The 17,395-nt window shown below is 41.1% G+C and carries 16 protein-coding genes and 1 other annotated feature (1 of these 17 running past the window's edge); of the genes, 9 read left to right on the top strand and 7 right to left on the bottom strand.

What is annotated here, in order from left to right:
* Positions 1 to 8: 8 nt before the first annotated feature.
* Both ABWW58_RS04920 and ABWW58_RS04915 read left to right on the top strand, forming a co-directional pair.
* Complete coding sequence (locus tag ABWW58_RS04920) at positions 9 to 305, top strand: glycoside hydrolase family 31 family protein (RefSeq protein WP_353868305.1); 297 nt, start codon at positions 9 to 11, stop codon at positions 303 to 305.
* Positions 223 to 636, top strand: coding sequence for a DUF5110 domain-containing protein (locus ABWW58_RS04915; RefSeq protein WP_353868096.1), 414 nt, complete (start codon positions 223 to 225; stop codon positions 634 to 636). The genes ABWW58_RS04920 and ABWW58_RS04915 overlap by 83 nt, the downstream gene beginning before the upstream one ends.
* 149 nt (positions 637 to 785) lie before the next feature.
* Here the strand turns inward: ABWW58_RS04915 and ABWW58_RS04910 are convergent, their stop codons facing one another.
* The 5 genes from ABWW58_RS04910 to ABWW58_RS04890 form a co-directional block, all read right to left on the bottom strand.
* Positions 786 to 1,922, bottom strand: a complete 1,137-nt coding sequence (locus ABWW58_RS04910; RefSeq protein WP_353868095.1) for a Ger(x)C family spore germination protein — start codon at positions 1,920 to 1,922, stop codon at positions 786 to 788.
* A gap of 16 nt (positions 1,923 to 1,938) precedes the next feature.
* The gene (locus tag ABWW58_RS04905; RefSeq protein ID WP_353868094.1) at positions 1,939 to 3,474 is read right to left on the bottom strand and encodes a spore germination protein; all 1,536 of its coding nucleotides are present in this window, start codon (positions 3,472 to 3,474) and stop codon (positions 1,939 to 1,941) included.
* Positions 3,475 to 3,493: 19 nt separating this feature from the next.
* Entirely contained in the window at positions 3,494 to 4,600 is a 1,107-nt protein-coding gene (locus ABWW58_RS04900) for a GerAB/ArcD/ProY family transporter (RefSeq protein ID WP_353868093.1), read from the bottom strand.
* 437 nt (positions 4,601 to 5,037) lie between these two features.
* Positions 5,038 to 5,277 (bottom strand): MFS transporter, encoded by a 240-nt coding sequence (locus ABWW58_RS04895; RefSeq protein WP_353868092.1) that lies wholly within the window; start codon positions 5,275 to 5,277, stop codon positions 5,038 to 5,040.
* A gap of 851 nt (positions 5,278 to 6,128) precedes the next feature.
* A complete protein-coding gene (locus tag ABWW58_RS04890) occupies positions 6,129 to 6,398 on the bottom strand; it encodes a NifU N-terminal domain-containing protein (protein ID WP_353868304.1) in 270 nt (89 codons plus the stop codon).
* 173 nt (positions 6,399 to 6,571) lie between these two features.
* On the opposite strand from ABWW58_RS04890, the gene ABWW58_RS04885 reads away from it, so the two are divergent.
* Positions 6,572 to 6,898: a metal-sulfur cluster assembly factor gene (locus ABWW58_RS04885; protein ID WP_093673283.1), complete on the top strand. Its 327-nt coding sequence runs from the start codon at positions 6,572 to 6,574 to the stop codon at positions 6,896 to 6,898.
* 149 nt (positions 6,899 to 7,047) lie between these two features.
* The gene (locus ABWW58_RS04880) at positions 7,048 to 7,704 is read left to right on the top strand and encodes a hypothetical protein (protein ID WP_353868091.1); all 657 of its coding nucleotides are present in this window, start codon (positions 7,048 to 7,050) and stop codon (positions 7,702 to 7,704) included.
* Positions 7,705 to 7,808: 104 nt separating this feature from the next.
* Here the strand turns inward: ABWW58_RS04880 and ABWW58_RS04875 are convergent, their stop codons facing one another.
* Positions 7,809 to 8,159 carry a YppG family protein gene (locus tag ABWW58_RS04875; RefSeq protein ID WP_353868090.1) on the bottom strand — a complete coding sequence of 117 codons (351 nt, stop codon included), beginning with the start codon at positions 8,157 to 8,159 and terminating at the stop codon, positions 7,809 to 7,811.
* Between the two features lie 213 nt (positions 8,160 to 8,372).
* On the opposite strand from ABWW58_RS04875, the gene ABWW58_RS04870 reads away from it, so the two are divergent.
* From ABWW58_RS04870 to ABWW58_RS04850, 5 genes are all read left to right on the top strand, one after another.
* Complete coding sequence (locus tag ABWW58_RS04870) at positions 8,373 to 9,308, top strand: beta-ketoacyl-ACP synthase III (RefSeq protein ID WP_093673277.1); 936 nt, start codon at positions 8,373 to 8,375, stop codon at positions 9,306 to 9,308.
* A 78-nt stretch (positions 9,309 to 9,386) separates the two neighbouring features.
* Positions 9,387 to 10,625: a beta-ketoacyl-ACP synthase II gene (gene fabF, locus ABWW58_RS04865; RefSeq protein WP_093673275.1), complete on the top strand. Its 1,239-nt coding sequence runs from the start codon at positions 9,387 to 9,389 to the stop codon at positions 10,623 to 10,625.
* 740 nt (positions 10,626 to 11,365) lie between these two features.
* Entirely contained in the window at positions 11,366 to 13,756 is a 2,391-nt protein-coding gene (locus ABWW58_RS04860; protein ID WP_353868089.1) for a glycoside hydrolase family 31 protein, read from the top strand.
* Between the two features lie 577 nt (positions 13,757 to 14,333).
* A complete protein-coding gene (locus ABWW58_RS04855; RefSeq protein WP_353868088.1) occupies positions 14,334 to 15,083 on the top strand; it encodes a YjbA family protein in 750 nt (249 codons plus the stop codon).
* Between the two features lie 237 nt (positions 15,084 to 15,320).
* A complete protein-coding gene (locus ABWW58_RS04850) occupies positions 15,321 to 16,202 on the top strand; it encodes a helix-turn-helix domain-containing protein (protein WP_353868087.1) in 882 nt (293 codons plus the stop codon).
* A 78-nt stretch (positions 16,203 to 16,280) separates the two neighbouring features.
* Here ABWW58_RS04850 and trpS read toward each other — a convergent pair whose 3' ends face one another.
* Entirely contained in the window at positions 16,281 to 17,273 is a 993-nt protein-coding gene (trpS, locus tag ABWW58_RS04845; protein WP_353868086.1) for a tryptophan--tRNA ligase, read from the bottom strand.
* A 59-nt stretch (positions 17,274 to 17,332) separates the two neighbouring features.
* Positions 17,333 to 17,395, bottom strand: a binding site (T-box leader); it runs 186 nt beyond the window's last position.

Genomic DNA, 17,395 nt, shown 5'->3' with positions numbered 1-17,395 from the left:
TGCCTATCATGCGGCCGCTGCTGCTCGACTATCAGAACGATCCGGCAACGTATGAAATTAACGATCAATTTCTATGCGGAGAAGCCATTCTTGTTGCGCCGATTGTCGAGCAAGGTGCCAAGGCGCGGCTTGTTTACTTGCCGAAAGGAAGCCGATGGATCGATTATTGGACAAAGAAAAGCTATGAAGTCGGTCAATATGTCGTGAAAGACGCACCGCTTGATGTATGTCCGATTTATATTAAAGAAGGAAGCGGCTATACCGCTTTATCCCGTTCAAAATTATGTTGGGGAAAAAGCCATTGATCAACTAACCTTTGACCTGTACGCGCAGGAAAATGGAGAGAAGTTCAGCTATATGCATTATCAGGATGACGGTAAAAGCTTTGACTATCTAAATGGAAGCTATAATCTTTATGAATTAACGGCCCACCTGAGCGATTCGGGCAAGGAACTCTATGTATCGATTAACAGGTTACATGGTGGTTATGATGAAGGCTACGATTCATATAAACTCATTCTGAACAACATAAATGCAGTCTCGGTTACACAGAATAACGTGCCGATACCGTTCGAAGTCAAAGACAACAAAACAGTCTTTACCGTTGAAGAAGGCGAGTTGCAGATTAAGCTGTGACCGATGGAACGCTCCAACTAACGTAGCTGTTTTTCATGAATAGCAGAATCAAAGTCAATCATGTTATAGACGAAAGAGGATAAATCTGCTTACTTGGTGTGAATGGCTTCATTCTGGAATGAAGCCATTTTCCATGGAGTGGTTCTCCTTTACTGGTTTATCCCAACGTGAGTAATGTGAAACGTTGTGCTGACGTTGAGTTTTATCTGTGAAAATGTGTCATTCCAATGATCTTTGACCTGTAAGCATTCTTTTGGATACGTCCTATAAAAGGTACTATAAAAATCAAACACATCACTTTTTAAGTTTTGACTTTTTTTAGCACTTTCTTTAATCGTCATGTTTATTTTTTTTTCAACTGAATGTTCGATTTTTTTTTGAACGGTTCGGTCAATAAGAGCTTGGTTGCTTGAGTTCTCGAAGACAATTCCTTCTCCGGTTACATGAGCGGTGATGGACCACTCACCATTCCTAATGGAAGGTTTCATCTGAGCTTTAACATTTTGTATGTTTAACCCGACCATGCCATGATCCAATTTAATTGAGTATACTGTTTGCCAAAATGTATTTTTTAGAATTTGTGGCCCGTAGGAAAGATCGTGACTCATCATTCCTACACGCTTGTTATTTGAAAAAATAGCTGCTTGAGTGATGCTCAGTGTATTTTTTTGTATTCGGTTATTTGAAGGGGAGATGGTGATCATTGGAATCATCAAAGGTTTTCCAGGACTCACATTTTGAATTACTGCATCGAGCACGGTGGTGGATAAATTGCCATCTTTCTTGGTGAACTTCGATAATAATTCACCTGAATTTTGTTCTAGAAAAGGATAATATTGAAGAACATTTGAAACTGGCTTATCGGTAATAAAAAGAAGGGACCGTTCTCTGAATTCACGAAATCGCATAAGATAATCTAGTATTTCACTCATATGACTTTGAGCTAATTTTCGACTAATAATGATGACGCGATTATGGCTTCGAAACAACTGTCGTGAGCATTTTTTTTCTATGTTATTAACAGCTTCTGAAATCGTATGACCGGAACCCGAAAGAATGGCAGAGGTATTGACTTGTGAATTGATTTGTCCATTTATTGATGAAGATTGCGGCAAAAGAAGTTGGGTCGTCACCTCAATTTTTCCCTGTTTATCTAAATCAAGGCCTGTTGCTGTGACAATGACTATATTGTTAATTTCTTTTAGATCAGCGAAGGACTGACAACCAAGTAATAGGACGATGCACAAAATAGCTAAAAATATTTTTTTATGAAAACTTTCCTGCATTTTTTCTGCTCCATCTTTACTGTTTAGATTTTTTACAGTTCCAAGTTGTCCCCGTTAAATGTGGACGTTGATTCATTTTCCAAATAGGTCCACGTACTAAGGAATCGATCCAACTAGCCTTCTTGAATGGTGCAAGAGGTTCCATGTAGGGTTGGCCAAATGAGCGAAGGGTACAGAGATGAATTAAAATCGTTATAAAAGAAATGATGATCCCTAATAAACCACATAAGCTGGCAAAAACGATAATTGGAAAGCGAAGTATGCGAATGGCATTGGATGCCTCATAATGCGGAATCATAAAGCTGGCAATGGCTGTGATGGAGACAACAATAACCATTAATGGAGAAACCAAACTGGCTTGAATGGCCGCTTGCCCGATAACTAAGGCACCTACAATACTTATTGCAGGACCAACAGGTCTCGGTAAACGAATACTTGCTTCACGTAAGGCCTCAAAAGTGATTTCCATAATAATTGCTTCAAAGACCGAGGGAAACGGTACCTGTTCACGGGCCTGAGTAATTGAAAAAAGCAAAGTCGTTGGAATCATCTCTTGGTGGAATGTCGTAATCGCCACATAGATGGATGGTCCAAATTGAGCGATCATCAAATAGAATATCCGAAGCAAGCGAAGAGCAGTGCCGATGATGAATCCTGAATAATAGTCATCTGGGGAACTGAAAAACATGAAAAAAGTTGAGGGTAAAATAAGTGTATGTGGACTCCCGTCGACAATGATCGCAACCCGTCCTTCAAAAAGCGCAGCACTTGCTGTATCCGGGCGTTCTGTCGAAAATATGGTTGGAAAAATACTCCATTTGGAGTCTTGGATAAATTCTTGAATGGATCCACTGTCGAAGATGGCATCAATCGATATTTTCTTGATTCTGGTCATCACTTCATCTACGAGGCAGGGATCGGCTATCCCGTCGATATAGCTAATGGCAATCGGTGTCTGTGAATAAGACCCTGAATGTATCTGTTTGATTTTCAATTTTGGTGTACGAATTCTTTTTCGCAATAATGATGTGTTTGTTTGTAGCGATTCATTAAATGATTCTTTAGGTCCGCGGATGACGGTCTCCGATGATGGTTCTTCAACCGAACGTGTTTGCCATTTGGTTAGATCAATGGCTAAAGCAATAGAAAACGAATCAATGATTAATACTGAATGACCACTTGATACTTCGTTAAAGATGGATGTAAAAGTGCTGATTTCTTTTATATTGGCAATATTTATCGTGTTTTTAATGTCAATTAAATTCAAATTCGTGCTTATGTTTTTATTATGAAGAGGTTTTAATAGATGTTCGTCTAATTGATTCATGTCAACAATCCCAGAAATATAAACGATTAACGCCTTGACTTGCCGATTGCTGCCTATGGATATCGGCGAAATAACGACGTCTGAACTATTTGCAAAGGCCTTCTTGAGCAAAGTAGAATTTTCGTGAATACGCTTCTTGATTTTTTGCTTTTCAGATTGAGGGTTTTGAGAAAGTTCCATTTTATCTTTCCATTTATTGATCCAGTGAATCATTGATTTTGTCACACCCGTCTCTCGATTATTCCTAATTGGATTTATTGAATGGCTTTATTTTTTTCTTAAGAAAGCCAATAAAAAAGATAAGCGTAAGCAGACCAAAGTTAGTACTAAAGGCCGTTTTTAAGAACAGAGGATACGCAGTTTGAAAAAGACTTGACGTACTGGTGAATAAAAAAAGAGACAGAAAAAAATAAATGACCGCAATGGATGAGGTGATCAGGCTCGTACTGGCTATATGAGTTAATGCTTGTGCACATTGAGTGAGAATGAAAAGCAAGGATGTCACTTTAATGAATATACCTAATATCCAAATTGACATAAAAAAAGCCGATGTTCGCTCAATGAAAGAGCCGATTCGGATGTAGCGTTCAGCTAATGATGCCGGATATAGGGAATGAGCTGTATATGGACCAAGCACGCCGAGAATTAAAATAAAGAAAAGTAGCAAGGAGGAAATAATAGCGGCAACATATAAATAGCCTAGTCTTCTTACCCTCTTTGCCGATTCTGTTACTGTATGAAAATAGAAAGTAGTCCAATTTAATTCACTTAACCATGCCATGGCAACGAATGAACCTTTTATGGGAGGAACAAGTCCTTTTTCAAAAATTGGGAGAATATTGTGAAATTGGATATCTGGGAGCAGTAAAAGAAAAATACCTATAGACAGTATGACTGTCGATGGCAAGATAATCTGTGCACAACGCGCAATGACTTCTACGCCTGCTGAAGTTGAATATATGGAGACAAGAAGCATTAAACCGATGATTAAACTAGGACTCATAAATTGATAAAATAGATCCGTTAAATAAAGCTCATATTCCTTTAAGATATAGATGAATTGAAAGCTGTATGTCACAAAAAGAATCACAATGACTAGATAACCCATTTTCTTTCCAAGGATATTATCAATAATTTGGATGATGTTTTTCCCAGAAAAATGTTTTTGAAAGTAAGAGCAAATGGATATAATCAGAAAGCCCATCACGGAGCTAAAGAGTAAAGCGATCCACATATTTTGCTGTGCAATGAGATACATTGGATAAGGTAATGACAAAATGCCTGTAGTGACAATACTTATGTAAAAAATAATGTACAATTGATTTGTGGTAATCACCTGTTTTGGGTTCATTGAGATTCATTCTCCTATAGTTGGCTAATGAATTTATAATTGACCATGGAAGCAATTTTTAAACATTTGATATAGAGTTATTGACTTATTAAAGGATTAACTTTATCATTTTACATGATGATGAATAAGAAAAGTCGGGGGAGACGCCACGATCAGTTGGTGTCTCCTTCTACGTTTCAAGAACCTTTTCTATCAAGGCACACACGGCTTCAGTAAATTCAAAGTGAATCCAATTTCAAAATCTTTTTTTACTGAATATCATCCACATTTCGCAACTGCTAATAATAGTCAAAATCACTAAAAAAACGAACGCATATAATGTTCCTAAAGCTGTTGATTGAGAATAAACAAGAGACCCATTATGCCCTACCTGTGTCAGCGCTATAATCGCAGATGTTACTGTTGTTCCGACCGCCCCGGCAAATCGCTGGATTACATTAAATGGCGTTACCGTCTGCTTTAAATAATTCAGGCAAAATTTTAATCCCATTAGTCATTATATTTGCCAGAGCTAGTCCTACACCTAACATAAAGAGCGCGTAAATAATGACAATCTTTCCTACAGTTAGCGTTGTATGAACGAGTACGAAACTGATCAACGTGATCGCGATTAATGTCGTTCCGATTCTAACCGTCCAGGAAGCACCAAATTTATCTAAAATACGTCCACTAAGCATCGTAAATAATGCCCCGACGATGACACCATTCAGTAATTGTAGTGCAGCGATTAATTCATTTTGTTTGAGAACGATTTGAGTGAATGTAAATAGTAATCTAAAAGTACCCCATGATAGTCACTGAAAATTCCCCCACTCAGATATAATAAACCCACAGGTCATCAGATTTGTTGGCATTTTATCACACTCACTTTTATCACATATCTTTTGGTTTGGGGCGTTCAGCTAAAACTGCCTAGTCTATTTTGGTGATGCGTCAGTAGTTAATTGGACGCTTGCTGCAATGAATATTGGCGGTCTGATTGCCGGCTTATCCTTTGGCTTGCTGATGATCAAGTTGATGCTTTGAGTAGTTATCTGACGATTGCCACTGTGATTAGTGCCTTCTTTGCATCGATAGTATGGAATTTTCTCGGCAACCTTGGCCCAAGTGACGTTACCGGAAATGCTTTATTGTGGGTGACTGGTAGTCTACTTGTAATTACAGGATATGTATGGATCCGAGTGCTGCAACCTTATATGGAGAAGAGTAAATGACAGACTAAGATGAAGCGGAGGAGACGAACGGCCGTAAATAAACTCTGTTCAGCGTGACTTCCACGATAAGCGAATACAAAAAAGCCACATTTATTAACGGGAAATGTGGCTTTAAACTTTAGCAGCACTGTTTCTATCTTTGTTTTCATTCGATTATGCATCCCTAATATGCTCATTTTATCCGATCAGGAAATGGTTCATTGGAGAGATATTATCTTACAGAGCATTATCCGCAAGATAAAAGAACTGGGTATTTCTGTTCAACTGTAATTCAGATGAAAGTGTTAAATAAGCTTTCTGGAGGATAAGAAGACTTATTGGTTCTTGGAATATGTTATTTGACCAAGTACATTTTCGATCTGTGGAATAAGCTGATTCCATTCAACTGAGGGCAACTTACAGACCGTAAGAAAATCGTTAAAGCAAAATAAACAATCGATACCGTTTATTGCTATTAGGTGTTTTAACAACAGGGAGTCTGGCTTCGATCCTTTTGTTATTTCAATTCGTCCAGAAAATATAGCCTGATCGGTAGTGAATTTCATCGCGTTCGGGTTTGGTGTGGAGGTAATAGTAATATGCATCATTAATTTCCCTTCTTAAAAGCGCAAAGTAGTTTTCTTCATTATATAACATGATGATCTGAATTGACTCGTAAAGACTACTAAGCAGATCAGGGGGCATTGCGTGAAAGATGAAATACATTAAGTAATCGGGTATACTAAACGTAATCCGTAAGGGGAAGGAGGGATTCGTTTTGGCTGAAAATAGTTCTTCTGAAGAATTGAAAGATCGCATACTTGAGGCGTTGGAAGACGTTATCGACCCTGAACTGGGTGTGGATATTGTCAATCTTGGCCTCGTTTATGGTGTCGATATAGATGAAGAGAATAATGTAATCATTGAAATGACACTGACGTTTATGGGATGTCCGCTTTCTGCATCACTCTCCTATGATGTGAAACGCACGCTCGGCGAAATTGAAGAAGTTAATCAAGTAGAAGTGAATTTTGTTTGGGATCCACCGTGGACGAAAGAGCGTATGTCACGGTACGCGCGAATCGCACTCGGTATTTCTGAATAATCACCGGTCACTAAGGATTCAGAATGGGGTAACGCCCATTCTGGATTCTTTTTGTTTAAACGAATACTGAATGTGATGAACACGCGTTTCTTGTCATAGCCTTTTATATAAGGACATTTCGGTTTATGCAAACAGCGGGAGGTATGACGATGGAAGCGGCTTTGGTCTTTGGCGGCCTTTCGCCTACGGGGTTTCCTCTATCTAAGGGGCTGTTGGGAGAAGGGGTTCGGGTCATTTCCATTAGCTCTGCGGTCACGGCGGAGGAGAAAGCATGTGAGGAAGAAAACGAACTTTTTTTGGGGCGTAATGCTCTTTTTCAGCATGCACGAACTAAGGACTGGAGTGAAGAGTCACATTTGGTTTTAGCTGATACCATCAGAACGAATTCGGATGAGTTAAAGGCGTTGAAGTCCAAAATAAGCTCGCAGCTGAATCATACGCATCAATCGCAAAAGGTCCTGTTTCTTTCGTCACTCGAGGTTTGCGGATCTCTCTCAAATGAAACAGATGAAAAACGTGCGGAACACCCAGATTCTGCTCTCGGGAAAGCGGCGAACGAGATGGAATTGTTCTTCGTTCATCGACTGCGCGAGATGAAGAAGAAGGCAGCCGTTATTTTCCGTACGGATCTGAACTTATTATCTAGTCAAAAAGGCAGCGAAATCATAGCAGCACTGATTTCCGGATTAATCGATATGGATCATAAAGGCCTTGATATTGTGCATTTTAAGAATGGTGAATCCAATGCCCCAATCAATGATGAGCTGAGGCATTTACTGCCTGATCAATATAAAAAGTTTCTCTAGAATGGCTGGTTACTAAATCGTTGCTTTTCAAATAAATTAAGAAAGAACTGCCGAAAGGGCAATGCCCCTCACTCACGCAGTTCTTTCTTTAATGGTACAGTGCATTATGGCTTTTTAAAGAAATTAAGTAACGGAGACAGTTGTTTTATTGCCGGAGCTGTTTGGTTAATGACATTCACCAATTGGCTCGCGCCATTCATCATTTTGCCGACATCAATATGGCCGTCTTGACCGAGAAACGGTTTTAAAAAACCGGGTTGTGCGGGTTGGGATGGTTGCAGGGGCTGAACAGGTGCCGTTTGCATACCGCTTGCTTGCCAGCCGTTGTTCTGATAGAATTCTTGTGGCGGTTGATACGCTTGCGGCTGTTGAACAGGCGGGATTTGTGAGCCGAACATCAGATACGTAAAGGGGTCAAAGTGACTGTCTCTTGGGTTTGGCCCTGGTTGAATCATGAGTCTCCCTCCTTTGATGAATTCATAGGTTGCTTTACTGTATCTTATGCCCTCTAGTGATTGAATGTGTGTTTCATTCGCCCGATAGCGCGGTCGTTCGACAGGTTTTAGAACCCGTTCGATTGGAACCCTTGTTGGACAAATGATTTTTAGTGTATTATATTGTTACCAAGTCATTATATATACTGTTAAGATTTGAGAGGGGATTTGCGGATGTCCGCAGGAATATTGGGAATGGGCAAGTTTATTCCCGAACATGTGGTGACAAACACCGATTTAGAGAAAGTAATGGATACTTCAGACGAATGGATTCGTACAAGAACGGGCATTGAGGAACGGAGAATTGCCGATGACGACACGGATACATCGGATATGGCATTTGCAGCCGCTGAGCAGGCTATTCAGAATGCCGGATTGACACCAGCCGATATTGATTTAATTCTCGTCGCCACGGTAACGCCGGATCATCCTTTCCCGTCTGTGGCATGCTTGTTGCAAGATCGTTTAGGAGCGAGAACGATACCGGCAATGGATATAAGCGCTGCATGCTCCGGATTTATGTACGGAATGGTGACAGCCAAGCAGTTTATTGACACCGATACGTTCCGCCATGTCCTTGTTGTTGGTGTTGAGAAGCTTTCAAAAATCACAGATTGGGAAGATCGCGGTACTGCTGTTCTCTTTGGTGACGCAGCAGCCGCTGCGGTTCTCGGTCATGTTTCGGATGGTAAGGGAATCCTGTCTTTTGAATTAGGCGCAGACGGAAGCGGCAGCAAATATTTATACCAGGACGACAAGTTCATTAAAATGAATGGGCGGGAAGTCTTTAAATTCGCTGTACGTCAGATGGGGGAATCGGCCGTTCACGTCGTTGAGAAAGCCGGTCTAAAAAAAGAGGACATTGATTACCTTATTCCACATCAGGCGAATATAAGAATCATGGAAGCCTCAAGGGAAAGACTCGAGATTCCTGAAGAAAAAATGATAAAAACGATTCAAAAATATGGCAATACCTCTGCTTCCTCAATTCCGCTCGCACTGTTGGATGCCGTTGAGAGTGGACAGATCACTGATGGAGACTTGATCGTTATGGTCGGCTTCGGTGGTGGACTGACCTGGGGCGCGCTTACGCTTAGATGGGGTAAATAATTCATTAATTATTGGTTCGCAATGCTGTTTTTATATCTATATTTTAAGTATCGGATCCTATAAAAAGGAGAGAATTGAATGAAAAGAAGAGTCGTTGTGACCGGGTTAGGAGCCGTGACACCACTTGGCAATGATGTTGCGACAACATGGGCGAACGCGATTGCCGGAAAGTCAGGCATTGGTGTTGTGACACGCGTGAACCCTGATGATTTCCGTGCTAAGGTTGCTGGAGAAGTAAAGGATTTTAATCCTGAAGAATATGTTGATCGAAAAGAAGCGCTTCGTATGGATCGTTTCTCACAATTCGCTGTTGCTGCTGCGAAAATGGCGGTTGAAGACGCCAATTATACGATAGATGAAACAAATGCGGAACGTACCGGTGTTTGGATTGGTTCAGGTATCGGCGGTATGGAAACGTACGAAAAAGAATTGCGTGTTGCTATAACTAGAGGATTTCGCCGGGTGAGCCCGTTTTTTGTTCCGATGATGATTCCAGATATGGCATCCGGGCAAGTTTCAATTTTGCTTGGAACAAAGGGTATTAATTCATGTACGGTAACGGCTTGCGCAACCGGAACGGATTCAATCGGCAGCGCTTATAAAGCGGTTCAACGTGGCGATAACGACGTGATTCTCTGCGGAGGAAGTGAGGCCCCGCTGACAAATATGTCTTTTGCGGGCTTCTCGTCGGCACGCGCGCTCTCAACAAATCCCGATCCGAAAACGGCATGCCGTCCGTTCGACAAAAATCGGGACGGGTTTATCATGGGTGAAGGTGCCGGGGTACTGCTTATTGAATCACTTGAATCAGCACTGAAACGCGGCGCTCATATTTATGCTGAAATTGCCGGATATGGCGCTACGAGCGATGCATTTCACGTCACTCGTCCGGATCCGGAAGGAAAAGGCGCTATCCGTTCCATGAAGATGGCCATAGATGACGCAGAATTGACACCTGATCAGGTCGACTATGTCAACGCCCATGGAACGAGTACTGAAGCAAACGATTCCACAGAGACACAAGCTTTAAAAGCTGTGTTCGGGCAAGGCGCATATGATCTAGCGATCAGTTCAACAAAGTCAATGACCGGCCATTTGCTTGGTGCTTCCGGTGGTGTCGAAGCAATTCTTTCCATCAAAGCAATGGAAGAGGGAATTGTTCCACCGACTATTAATTATGAAACACCAGATGAAGCTTGTGATCTGAATTATGTGCCGAATAAGGCAGTGAAGAAGGAAGTCAACGTGGCGATCAGCAATTCTTTTGGTTTTGGTGGTCACAACGCGACGCTCCTTTTCAAAAAGTATGAAGCTTAATTAGTGTAAATGAAACGTTCACAAGAACGAAGCGCCATTTTCTCACAACTAGGTGAGAAAATAGCGCTTTTTCTTTGTAAGTAAAGAAAGTTTATGATTTTGGGGGTGTCCAGTGACTATGGCTGCGATACCTTTTATTTACAAGAGTAAAGAAGTTTATCGTTTTGCCTTGCTGGTGCGACGATAAGGTCATAAGATTCGGTTGGGAGATCAGGTTAGCGCCCAATCTTAGAAATAGACGGAAAAATTCCGCTTAATTAAAAAATGCATGAAAAAATTGCTTAAATAGACGGAGAAATTCCGCTTATCGAATCGAAAAACGTGAAAATGGAGGGCTTTTCTTTGCATAAGCGGAAAAATTACCCTTATGTACCTGTGAAACAAGCGCCAGGATGCATATAACCGGAAAATCTCCGCTTATTTTACTCGTTACTTAATGAAGGCCAGAAAGAATGCTTAATGAAACAGGAGCATCGCCAGATAATTGATCATGCCGCTAGAGTTCTAAAATTATTAGCGGATTAATAAATTTCTCGTGTGGGACGAAAGCCAATGTTCTCTCCGATCCATTCACTAGTCAGTGTATTGGTTGTTTGGAGTAATAGATGCGCCAATTATAAAAAAACAACTATTGAGAACGCTTTATTTATATGCTACCATGTAGGTGTTACGTCACACTTGAATCGGATGACTCAGCATTAAATGAACCACTATGTTTGTTTCGCAAACGGAGGGATTGTATGTATGGTAATTTGATCGGATACCAACAGCGTGAAAACAAAGTCATTGTCCAATTTGAGAAAAGCGAGGCTGTTATTGAAACGATCACTCCCGCAATTATTCGTTTCTTTGTTTCAGTAGCCGGATTGGATCGCAAGTCGAAAGCGATTGAAAATCTTAACTGTGCTCCGGGCTCATTGACGACACATCATGCGGATGGGGTACTCACGATTTGCACAGAAAAATTAGTGGTCACGATAAAAGATGAATTCTATGTAACGATTTCTGATCGTGCAGGACATGTCTTGAGTGAAGATTATCAAGGCGATGGGAAACCATTTATTCGCAAAGGTTCCGGTGAAGGTTTAGCAATTGCTGCTGAGGAAGGGCATAAACTTGAAGCTGAACGTAATAAACTTCTATTTAAGATTGAAAAAAAATTGGATCAAAATACGTTTTTCTATGGCCTTGGCGATAAAACAGGACACCTGAATAAAAAAGGCTATCATTATAAAATGTGGAATACTGATAATCCATCGCCACATGTCGAAAGTTTTGACGCATTATATAAGTCCATTCCTTTTCTTATAACATTGAAAGAAAAACAAGCTTTCGGATATTTCCTAGATAATACCTTTGAATCCATAGTTGATCTTGGTAAGGAAAATAGTGATTATTATAGCTTTGGAGCAGTTGGTGGAGACATTGACTACTATTTTATCTATGGTCCGTCAGTCAAATCTGTGATAAACAGGTACACCGATCTGACGGGTACGACACCACTGCCGCAATTGTGGACATTGGGCTATCAGCAATGCCGCTGGTCGTATACTCCGGAGAACAGATTACGAGAAATTGCGGACAACTTCAGAGAAAAGGATATTCCTTGTGACGCTCTGTATCTTGATATTGACTATATGGACGGATATCGCGTATTTACTTGGGATCATAAGAAATTTCCCGATCCAAAGCGCACACTAGAACTTCTTAAGAAGCAAGGCTTTAAAGTGGTCACCATCATTGACCCCGGTGTTAAGAAAGATAAAGGGTACAGCGTATACGATCAAGGAATTGCCAATGACTATTTTGCTACAGACAAGGATCTTGTTCCTTATGTAAACAAAGTTTGGCCTGGCGACGCACTCTATCCGGACTTCTCAAATGAAAAAGTCAGAAATTGGTGGGCGGGCAATCAAAAAATCATGACAGATACCGGTGTCGCAGGTATATGGAATGATATGAATGAGCCGGCAAGCTTCAATGGACCATTACCAGATGACGTGTTGTTTAATAATGACGGCGTTCAAGCGGATCACCGTGAAGTGCACAATGTATACGGTCATTATATGTCAAAAGCAACTTATGAAGGAATCAAGCAGGCGACCGGCAAGCGCCCTTTTGTCATCACTCGTGCATGCTACGCCGGAACTCAGAAATATGCTACGGTTTGGACCGGAGATAATCAGAGTCTGTGGGAGCATCTGAGAATGTCCTTGCCGATGCTGATGAATCTCGGCCTTAGCGGTATCGCGTTTTGTGGTACCGATGTTGGTGGTTTCGGATTTGACTGTACAGCGGAGTTGCTTTCGCGCTGGGTACAGGTCGGAGCGTTTACCCCATTATTCCGTAATCATTCCAGTATTTATACAAGGGATCAGGAGCCGTGGGCCTTTGATGATCAAACTGAGGCCATTAATCGGAAATATATCAAATTAAGATATCAGCTTCTTCCCTATTTATATGATCTGTTACATGATGGGGAGTCAAGCGGTCTGCCAGTCATTCGTCCCCTGTTTCTCCATTATCAGGACGATGTGAGGACGTATGAGATTAATGATGAATTTCTTTGTGGTGATAGTATCCTTGTTGCCCCGGTTGTAGAGCAGGGCGCTCGGACACGTCTTGTTTATCTGCCTGAAGGCAATGAATGGATTGACTTTTGGACAAAAGAGGTCTTTGCCGGAGGACACTATATTGTAAGGGAAGCGCCGCTCGATCTTTGTCCGATTTATATTAAAGGCGGGAGCATTGTCCCGCTTTATCCTGTACAAAACTATGTCGGAGAACAGGAAATTAAACAATTGACCTTGGATGTTTATTTAACTGAATCCGTGAAAAACGGTTCCTATATTCATTACCAAGATGATGGTGAGAGTTTTAATTATCAAAACGGCGGATACAATCTCTATGAATTGAGCATCATTTATAATGATCCGAGTGATGATTTGACGCTCTCAATTAAAATGAAGCACAATGGATATAGAAAAGCCTATGAATCTTTTAAAATCATTCTGAACCATACCATTGCATCTGAAGTAATCCTTGATGGGGAAAAGATACCGTATGAAGTTAATGGGGAAAGCACGTATCTCTCAGTAGATCATTTAGGAACTATTTCGATCAAGTTGTGATTTACAAGAAGATCAATGGGTCACCGTTACTATCAATTTTTGCCTTTTAATGTTTGGGATAGATGTCTCAGCATTAGAGGGCTTTTTTTAATGCATCTATCCAATCACGCTAATTTAAGGCGCCTAATTGATAACCGAATCCAGTGAATGGACGTAAAGCATCGAGCATAGATTAAAGGTATGGCATCCTTGTTAGAAAACTTGGCTTTACCAAGCCTCTGACGAAGGCACAGCCGCCGTCGCGACGGACATGGACGGCCCTAGTGTCCCGGCCTGCCACAGGACGTACTTTCCACAGGATGTGATGGTTCGCATTGCATACAGGACGTACTTTCACAGGATGTGATGACTTTCGCGTTGCATACAGGACGTATGCGTAATTAGCGAAAGCTCCCTTACTTAGCGAAAGCTCCCTTACACTTAGCGATCGTCCCCTTTTTGCCGGATCGCGTACACTTGTTTCCTTCCTTTAATTTTTTTATACTTTCTTGCTGGTGTAAAAAATCTGATGAGATCGAATAAAATCTTCCAATAATGACCATAATGTTGTCAAATCAGATAGAGGAGATGGAGCCTCATGGAGATTGTCAGTGATATCTGGGTTAACTGGTTTGAGGGCGAAGAGAACGGCTATAATGTCTGCGAATTTTACGAATGGCGCAAGCATGATTTTATCGAATTGCTTGACCAGATTCCACTCATAAAAGTGGAAAAACCACTCCTTGACTACATTGAAAACGATTTGCAGGATCTTCCTCAGGACTTGTTGAAAGATATTCGGAATCGAAGCGTAATCTGTAAAAACAATCAGCGAGAAATTATTGAATATTGTTTTATCGCAACGGATGGCGAACGTTGTATTGTTGCTGATACATTGGGCTACGCCATCCCCGTACGAAAGAGTCGACTGATTCCAAGACAAGAAAGCATGATCATCCAAAAAGCTGCGAAAATGACCGTGGAAAACTATCCGGTTTCCTCGATGCATTTTCAAAAAAAAGAATATCACATGCTCTCTCTGAATCCAAAGTGGATGATTGGACTTACGAGAAAAGAAAGGCAACTAAAACAGCTTCTGTTTATGGCTCTTGATCAGCTTCATTCGTCGGGTAATGTTGAAGAGATGCGCTACTGGTATACCGAGTGGTTTCCCACCAAATATGCGACTAGTAGGGGTATGAGTTTTGATGAAGCGTGGCAGGAGCTGATAACGGGAATGAAGCACGGGTGGTCGGAGAAGCATGGGGATATCTGCGAACGGATGATCAAAGGTCAATCTTATTTTGAAAAGTTATGGGAACTGGAGCAAGGATCGAAAGTACAGTGAAAAGTATAACGAGTGGATATAAAAGGGATCAGGATGATGCGCCTGTCCCTTTTTTTGGTGAGAATTTGTGCCTCTCATACGTGTTGTTTTAATTGTTGTATAATTTTTGATAAGATAGATTTAGGCAACTATTCTTCTTGACTTGCGTGCGGAGCTGCAAATGACAGGCATCTTTTCGCAATAATGCATGTAGAAGGGTAAGATGTTAAATTTCACTATAGTAAAAAAGGTGCAGCGATGAACCATTCAGGCGAGACATTACGATACATTCGAAAATCAAAGAAAGTGACACTCTCTGAACTTGCTCAGGGCGAAGTTTCTGTCGCCTTTTTATCACGGTTTGAACGTGGTGACTGTGATATTTCGTTCACCCACCTTCTCAATCTGCTTAACAAATTGAATGTGACGATTGATGAATTTCTCTATGTGAAAAATGATTATGAGGTGAGCGATCTTCAACAATTCTTTGAGAATGTAAACAAGTATGTAATGGAAGATAATTTGCATATGTTACAGGTGCTTCATGATCGCATGAATTCGCTATATATAATGAAGAAAAAAATTCACTATCTCCATTTTTCGATCATCGCTGCCCTTTATGTGCAGCGAATTTCCAAGAAAAAATCGGAACCGAAAATGGTTAAATTATTAAGTGATTACCTATCAAATGTGGATGTCTGGGGTTACTATGAATTAATTGTGTATAACAATTCACTGTTCAGTTTCCCTGTGGATCAAATGATCTCATTATCGCGGATGGCTTATGAAAAGAGTATGGACTATAATCCGCTTGGAAAAGGTGAAGACAAAAAACAACTTATCTTGATCAATACGGCGACCGTTTTACTGGAGAATAATCGGCTCACCGAGGCAAATACCTTTCTCATTCTCTTAAATGAGCTGCTCGATCAAGAAAGAGACTTTTATATGAAAATTAAACTCATGTATTTAAAAGGCATCTACACAATTAAACTGGGAAAGCGCAAACGCGGTGAAAAAATGGCGTTAAAAGCCATCCAAATTCTTACTGAATTGGAAAGCACATCCCAAGCCAGCACACATGCCAACTACCTTCAGGGTGTTTTAGATTCTACTATATTAAAAAATGATGCGGACTAAACCGTTAATTATTGGATAGAAAAACAGCTGCCAAAGCGATACGATGCTTTGGCAGCTGTTTTTTTGTTCACTAGTTTGTCACTGTTTGCTTCGGCGCCCAATGCCCAATGCTTTCTCGGCTTTGCTCAGTGTTTTTTTGGCGATCGCATATGCACGCTCCGCGCCTTCGTCAAGAATTTCATCAAGCTCCGAAGACTCGATCAGGTTGTTAAAGCGTTCTTGAATTGGGTTCAACATACCGACAACGGCTTCGGCAACGTCGGTCTTAAGCTCACCGTAGCCCTTGCCTTGATAAGCGGCGACAAGATCGTCAACGGATCGACCGGAGCAGAGGGAGTAGATATCCAGCAAATTGGAGATACCAGGTTTCGCGAGACGGTCATAACGAATCGATGCTTCATCGTCGGTTGTGGCGGATTTGATTTTCTTGATAATATCTTTTTCATTATCAAGCGTAAAGATTGTTGCTTTGCGGTTTGAATCTGATTTGCTCATCTTTTTCGTTGGTTCAGACAGCGACATGATGCGCGCGCCGACCGGTGGAATATAAGGTTCCGGTATTGTGAACACTTCGCCGTATTTATTGTTAAAGCGTTCGGCCAGATCGCGTGTCAGTTCCATATGCTGTTTTTGATCTGCCCCGACAGGGACAAGGTTTGTTTGGTAGAGCAGAATATCCGCGGCCATGAGCGGAGGATAAGTAAGGAGACCTGCAGGAATCGTTTGTTTGCCCTTTGATTTGTCCTTGAATTGGGTCATGCGCTCAAGCTCACCCATGTAGCTAACGCACTGCATGATCCATCCAAGCTGCGCGTGACAGGGAACCTCAGACTGGATAAAAAGAATCGATTGTTTCGGATCAATCCCCATTGCCAAATAGAGTGCTGCAAGGTTATGGATGTTCTTTTGAATCTCTTTGGGATCTTGAGGCACTGTAATCGCGTGTTCATCAACGATGCAGTAGATACAGTCATTGCCTTCCTGTAATGTGGCAAAATTGCGCATTGCGCCTAAATAGTTGCCAAGTGTCGGAATTGATGTCGGCTGAACGCCGGAAAATATTTTTGCCAAAATCATTCACCTTCCTGATTTCATAAAATAAAAGACAATATAAAAAGGCCTATCCATCCACAAGGGACGAATAGACCGCGGTACCACCCTAATTTTTCTGAGAAACAGAAACATCTTAGTCA

Source organism: Sporolactobacillus caesalpiniae (genome assembly GCF_040513385.1).
Classification (GTDB): Bacteria; Bacillota; Bacilli; order Bacillales; family Sporolactobacillaceae; genus Sporolactobacillus.
Note: the sequence above shows the minus strand (reverse complement) of the source record. Positions and strands in the feature narration are given on the sequence as shown.

Coding starts and splice junctions, on each gene's coding strand:
- ABWW58_RS04920 (WP_353868305.1), top strand. CDS start 9: ATGCGGCCGCTGCTGCTCGACTATCAGAACGATCCGGCAACGTATGAA.
- ABWW58_RS04915 (WP_353868096.1), top strand. CDS start 223: ATGTATGTCCGATTTATATTAAAGAAGGAAGCGGCTATACCGCTTTAT.
- ABWW58_RS04910 (WP_353868095.1), bottom strand. CDS start 1,922: ATGCAGGAAAGTTTTCATAAAAAAATATTTTTAGCTATTTTGTGCATC.
- ABWW58_RS04900 (WP_353868093.1), bottom strand. CDS start 4,600: ATGAACCCAAAACAGGTGATTACCACAAATCAATTGTACATTATTTTT.
- ABWW58_RS04895 (WP_353868092.1), bottom strand. CDS start 5,277: ATGCTTAGTGGACGTATTTTAGATAAATTTGGTGCTTCCTGGACGGTT.
- ABWW58_RS04890 (WP_353868304.1), bottom strand. CDS start 6,398: ATGCATATTACTATTACCTCCACACCAAACCCGAACGCGATGAAATTC.
- ABWW58_RS04880 (WP_353868091.1), top strand. CDS start 7,048: ATGGAAGCGGCTTTGGTCTTTGGCGGCCTTTCGCCTACGGGGTTTCCT.
- ABWW58_RS04875 (WP_353868090.1), bottom strand. CDS start 8,159: ATGATTCAACCAGGGCCAAACCCAAGAGACAGTCACTTTGACCCCTTT.
- ABWW58_RS04870 (WP_093673277.1), top strand. CDS start 8,373: ATGTCCGCAGGAATATTGGGAATGGGCAAGTTTATTCCCGAACATGTG.
- fabF (WP_093673275.1), top strand. CDS start 9,387: ATGAAAAGAAGAGTCGTTGTGACCGGGTTAGGAGCCGTGACACCACTT.
- ABWW58_RS04860 (WP_353868089.1), top strand. CDS start 11,366: ATGTATGGTAATTTGATCGGATACCAACAGCGTGAAAACAAAGTCATT.
- ABWW58_RS04855 (WP_353868088.1), top strand. CDS start 14,334: ATGGAGATTGTCAGTGATATCTGGGTTAACTGGTTTGAGGGCGAAGAG.
- ABWW58_RS04850 (WP_353868087.1), top strand. CDS start 15,321: ATGAACCATTCAGGCGAGACATTACGATACATTCGAAAATCAAAGAAA.